Origin of the sequence: Aminicella lysinilytica, from assembly GCF_004362975.1 — a bacterium.
Classification (GTDB): domain Bacteria; phylum Bacillota; class Clostridia; order Peptostreptococcales; family Anaerovoracaceae; genus Aminicella; species Aminicella lysinilytica.
The window spans coordinates 1-5,188 of record NZ_SNXO01000068.1 but is presented as its reverse complement, the minus strand read 5'-3'; the positions used below and the strand labels follow the sequence as shown (position 1 = coordinate 5,188).

The following is a 5,188-nucleotide window of genomic DNA, read 5'->3' as shown; positions in this document are numbered from 1 at the left end:
TCATAAGTTTCACCTCTACATGCATTATATCCCAATCCGCATGATTTTGCAATCTCAATCCGCACAATTTTATATTTTTATTCCGCATGATTTTATGTTAGTCTTTCAGACATGTGATAGGGACTACCATTACTCCATCTTCCCTGGTATACGCCATTTGACCTCCTGTTATTACCATCAAGACATCAGGTTCGCGTAAAGGGACCTGATGCTCTTTCTGATTTTGATCACGCACAAGTTGTCTAATATTTATAAGATGCTTAGCCCCTTCTTCTATATCGCTGCTACCAAGTTTAAACTCGATTAACGCATATCTTCCGTCTTCTAAATGAAGTACAGCATCTGCTTCAAGCCCATATCTGTCATGGTAATATGATATTCTGCCTCCAAGTGCCTGTGAATAAATTTTAAGATCCCTTATACACATACACTCAAAGATAAATCCAAAAGTTCTCAGATCTATCTCCAACGCTTCCGGATCAAGCCCCAATATAGCTACTGCAATCGATGGATCAATTAACTCTTTTTTATTAGACGCTCTTATTGCACTTTTAGATCTTATATTTGGGCACCATGCCTCCACATCTTCTATTACAAACAGTTTTTTTAAATCATCGATATAATCGTAATAGGATAGTATATCACTTTATCTAATGTTCTACAATAATATCATAGTGATTTGTGCATTTTTATCATAGTGATTTGTGGCTATATGTCATAGTGATTTGCGGTAATTTGCTCAGGGCTATTCCGGGAAGAACATCTGAAGAGACTTTTTGTCGTAGTCAGCCTTTCCAATGAAACTCCCCACAACGAATGCCACTATGGCTATCCCTATAGAAAGCACTATCGGAGTCGTGCCGCCGATCATGATACCCTTTGCGGACATGAACACGAACGACCCTATGCCGCACATCATGGACACGATGACACCTGTCGCATTGGCGCGTTTCCAGTAAAGACCGAAAATTATCGGGCACAGGAACGTGCATTCCAGGCCGCCGAAGGCAAACAGATTGATCCACACTATCAGCGACGGCGGGTTAATGGTAAATATGAATACTATAGCGCCAACTATCAGCGTGGTGATTATGCTCATGGCACGCACCTTTTTCTCAAAAGGTTTATCGGCTATTTCTTCCTGAACGTTCTTGTGTTTCGGGGCGATATAGTTCACGTAGATGTCCTTTACTATGGCTGCCGACGCCAGTATCAGAAGTGACGATATGGTCGACATTACCGCAGAAAGCGGCGCCGCGATGAACAGGCCCGCAACTACAGGGTTCATGTATTTCAGCACCAGGTTCGGTATAACGTAATCGGTGTTGATCACTCCGTTTGTGGTCGGAAGTTCTGATGAATCCAGTACAGCCGGCGCGAAAACTCCTGCCAGATGCATTATCAGCATCAGGAATCCGACTACTATAGTTCCATATATTATGGCGTTATGCATGGATTTAGTGTCCTTGAAGCCCATGCCGCGAACTGCTGTCTGAGGCAGACCGAGAACGCCGAGACCGACCAGGATCCAGAAACTCATCACGTAAGGTTTGGCTGTAACGCCTCCCTGATCCGGAGTCGCCCAGCTTGGATTGACCGTATTCAGTTTGTCCACGATGCTGTCCACGCCGCCTCCAACATGGATTATCGTCCCCATGATGATGAATCCTCCGATCACCATTATTATTCCCTGTATGGTGTCTGTAGTGACTACGGCTTTGAAACCGCCGAAGCTTGTGTAGACTATCACGACGACTCCGAAGAGTATCAGACCATAAATATATGACAGGCCTGTGACCGACTGGAACAGAATAGCTCCGCCCAGGAACTGGGACATCATCTGCGCCAGGAAAAACAGCACCATGGCTACGGAAGCCGCAATAACTACTACAGGTGATTTGTATCTGGCACTCAGGAAGTCAGTGACAGTGACTGCGTCCGTCTTGCGGGCGATTATGGCAAATTTTTTGCCGAGCACGCTGAGGATCAGGAACGCCGTAGGCACTTGGATCATTGACAGGAACACCCAGACCAGGCCTTTGGAATAGGCGATGCCAGGCCCGCCGACGAAGCTGCTTGCGCTGGTAAATGTCGCGATCAGTGTCATTGCCAGTACCAGGCCGCCCATGGAGCGTCCGCCGATGAAGTAGTTGTTGATAAATCCCGTGCCTTCAGAAGCATCCAGACGCTCCTGTTTCTTGCTGACCCACATTCCGAATATGAAATTGAACGCCATATAGATCACCAGAACGGAGATCAGTGTGATATTATATTTACTCATTCTGATCACCTGCCTTTGCTTCCATCTCATCATCCAGAGATTCTTCTAGGCTGAAGTTCTTGAAGACCTTCTTTACTACTATTATGGTTGCTACGCAGAAGCCCACATAGCCTACGATGCAGCTAAGGAAAAACCACATTGGAAGCCCGAAGATGTATGTATAATCCTTCGGGTCTCCGCTGCCGAGTCCGTAACCGGTGAAATACCACCATAAAAAAAAAGCAGCATACATTATCATCGATATAGTTGCTTCTTTTTTGATTTGATGTGCCCGTTCCTTTTCCGTAAGGATCGGCGCACCATAACTATCTTTTTTCATTTTTCAGATCCCTTCTCTTTACAAGTAAGTGTCTATTAGTTTAAGTTGTAACTGCTAATAAATAGATGTTGCCCTGCCACTGCACGCGGCTCGCGCACATCTACCTGAAATATAATATCATTGATGAGAAAAGAATTCAATAATTTTTAATATGTGCTATAATTATTTCAAGGAAGGCGAATGATATGATTAAAATCAAGAAATTATTTATAGCTATTGTTTCGGCGGCCATGATCACCGCCATGTGCGTACCTGTAATGGCAGACGATGGAAGCACCTCTTCAGAAATCACGCCAGCGGCGGCAGGATCAACGGAAACGGCCACAACGGATACAGTTTATGGTCAAAGCGTTTACGCCAACGACCTGAAAATCTGCAAAAAGACTATGAAGATAAAGAAGGTCAAGGGCCTGAAGGCCAGCATCAAATATCCTGTAATAAAGGGAATGAAGAACAAGACCATCCAGCGCTCAATTAACGCGAGCATCCTTAGAGAAGCCAAGAAGCAGTTAGCCTATGGCAGAAAAAGCGCCGGGGAACTACGCAAAAACGGCTATAAAAATGTCAAGTGCGAAACCAGACTTACATACAGTGTCAAGTACAACCAGAATGGCGTTTTGAGTATAGTTATAAATGAGTACCAGTACACCGGCGGTGCTCACGGCAGCATGTATCGTCTTTGTAAAAACTACGACCTTGAGACTGGTAAGAACATAAGGATCACTGATATTTTCAGCAATGTAAATGGCGCTAAGACTTACATCAACAGCAGTATCAGGGCAGCCATAGATAAAAGCGTAGCGGCTGGCGATGTAGATGAGATCACGAAGTTCAAGACCATCAAGAAGAATGACAGCTTTTATTTTGGCACTAAAGGTATCACGGTAGTCTTCCAGCAGAATTCCTACTTTACATACGCGTCGGGCATTCAGTATTATGCCCTGCCTTATTCGGAACTCAGCGCTTACCTGGATCCTGACTATAGTTTCCTGTCAACGGAAGGAATCAGCTTAGACAGCAGCAAAACAAATACTCTGGCAAAGGGCCAACTAGCTTATGTGGTGCTCGATTCGAACTCCAGCACCGGTTACATATGGAAATGTAAAAGCAGCGACAGCAAAGTCCTTAAAATAATCAGCCAGCGTTATATCTCCAGTAACGCAGACGACAATATCAGCGGTGCCGGCGGCAAGGAGATCATCCTGGTCAAAGGAATATCCGAAGGCAACGCCACTTTGCAGTGCAACTACATTCGCGACTGGCAGGGTGGAGAAGAGGGCGACAGCTTTACATACAGCGTAGAGGTTAAGTAGCTCCTCCAGTTCACACACTCTCTCACACTCTACTATACTGCCTCTCTACCTGTTCTTCTCCCGATTTAATATACCAGATGCCAAGGCATCCTTTGGTCACTTTGATTTTCACTTTATCCTTTAATTTGATTTTTTCTCTACGTAATAGTTAACATTCATTGACTTATTAGCAATAGGTAAATCATTTATCATCTTGATTTGGCCAACAGCAGATAATGTGACCACTGCTATGATCAATAATCCCAGCGCTACTCCCGTTTTGATCCTGCTATTTTTATTGATCAAAAGCATAACAAGAATCCCTATGATAACTGAAATCATCCACACAATCAACTCACTTCTACCAACCCACAACGTTTCTGACCCCTGGTAAAATGAGTACCGCAATATAGAGATACAACCCATGCCGATTGGTACGATCAAACACCACGGTCCTAACATCTTTTTATGTTGTATGTTCCTGCCTCCAGTATTAGAAGTCAGTAAGTATATCAGCAATAATTCATATGCCAATAATGGCACCACTACCCACGATATAAAAGAGTAACAAAGCCATAGCAATAAGAAAATGGCTACATTTACTACGATCATCTTTATCACGTGAGTTGTTTGCCTATCCGCTGATTTCTCATTTGACCCCGCTTCAGTGGCCCGATTATTTTTCATATTCTTTTTTATCAGCAATCCAAGATATCCTGCGTTCCAGTTCAAACCAGTGTTTCACTAAATGTAACATAATCAAACCAGTCCGCCATACAACCCCATGTAATCCATTGTCCAGTTAAACCCAATAAGTATGCCAACTAAAACTAACGGTGCGGCACATGGTAAAACCACCACAAATATTACGTATCCTCCAGGCGAAAACTCGCTTTTATACTTTTTCTTCGCCCTGATTATTATAAGCAAATTTATTATAAAAATGGCCAAGGTTATACAAATTATTCCCATCAAAGCAGATCTCCAATAACCTAGCGGTAGTAAAAAGTTGAAGATCTCACTACTTAATAAAAAATTGACGATTACAAGAATCGGCGTAACTTTTGTATAAAAATTACTCACTAATATTTCCTCTACTCTTTCTGTAATTATGCTACCCGATACAATTTCATTTATCCCATCATAAACCTAGGATCAAGACCATTGAAACCATACTTCCTAATGCAAATGGCACAATGACTCCAGAGACAGCTATCGAATCTGACCAGCCATCATCTCCAAACTTTTTATGCACATGTTTATATAGGCATATCAGTAAAACGAACACCACCGCAT

Annotated in this window: 6 protein-coding genes; 1 reads left to right on the top strand and 5 read right to left on the bottom strand. The window is 43.1% G+C overall.

From position 1 onward, the window contains the following. Nucleotides 1-97: 97 nt before the first annotated feature. The 3 genes from EV211_RS10410 to EV211_RS10400 form a co-directional block, all read right to left on the bottom strand. Complete coding sequence (locus EV211_RS10410; RefSeq protein ID WP_408608633.1) at nt 98-619, bottom strand: DUF4143 domain-containing protein; 522 nt, start codon at nt 617-619, stop codon at nt 98-100. 126 nt (nt 620-745) lie between these two features. Beyond that, nucleotides 746-2,281 carry a sodium/pantothenate symporter gene (panF, locus tag EV211_RS10405; RefSeq protein ID WP_133529369.1) on the bottom strand — a complete coding sequence of 512 codons (1,536 nt, stop codon included), beginning with the start codon at nt 2,279-2,281 and terminating at the stop codon, nt 746-748. Then, nucleotides 2,274-2,600 carry a YhdT family protein gene (locus EV211_RS10400; protein WP_133529368.1) on the bottom strand — a complete coding sequence of 109 codons (327 nt, stop codon included), beginning with the start codon at nt 2,598-2,600 and terminating at the stop codon, nt 2,274-2,276. The genes panF and EV211_RS10400 overlap by 8 nt, the downstream gene beginning before the upstream one ends. Before the next feature lie 185 nt (nt 2,601-2,785). Here EV211_RS10400 and EV211_RS10395 point away from each other — a divergent pair, with 185 nt between their 5' ends. After that, complete coding sequence (locus EV211_RS10395; protein WP_133529367.1) at nt 2,786-3,913, top strand: PdaC/SigV domain-containing protein; 1,128 nt, start codon at nt 2,786-2,788, stop codon at nt 3,911-3,913. Nucleotides 3,914-4,033: 120 nt separating this feature from the next. Here EV211_RS10395 and EV211_RS10390 read toward each other — a convergent pair whose 3' ends face one another. Both EV211_RS10390 and EV211_RS10385 read right to left on the bottom strand, forming a co-directional pair. Further along, on the bottom strand, nt 4,034-4,597 hold the full coding sequence (locus EV211_RS10390) for a hypothetical protein (protein ID WP_133529366.1): 564 nt from the start codon (nt 4,595-4,597) through the stop codon (nt 4,034-4,036). 54 nt (nt 4,598-4,651) lie between these two features. Next, on the bottom strand, nt 4,652-4,867 hold the full coding sequence (locus tag EV211_RS10385) for a hypothetical protein (RefSeq protein ID WP_133529365.1): 216 nt from the start codon (nt 4,865-4,867) through the stop codon (nt 4,652-4,654). Between the last annotated feature and the right edge of the window lie 321 nt (nt 4,868-5,188).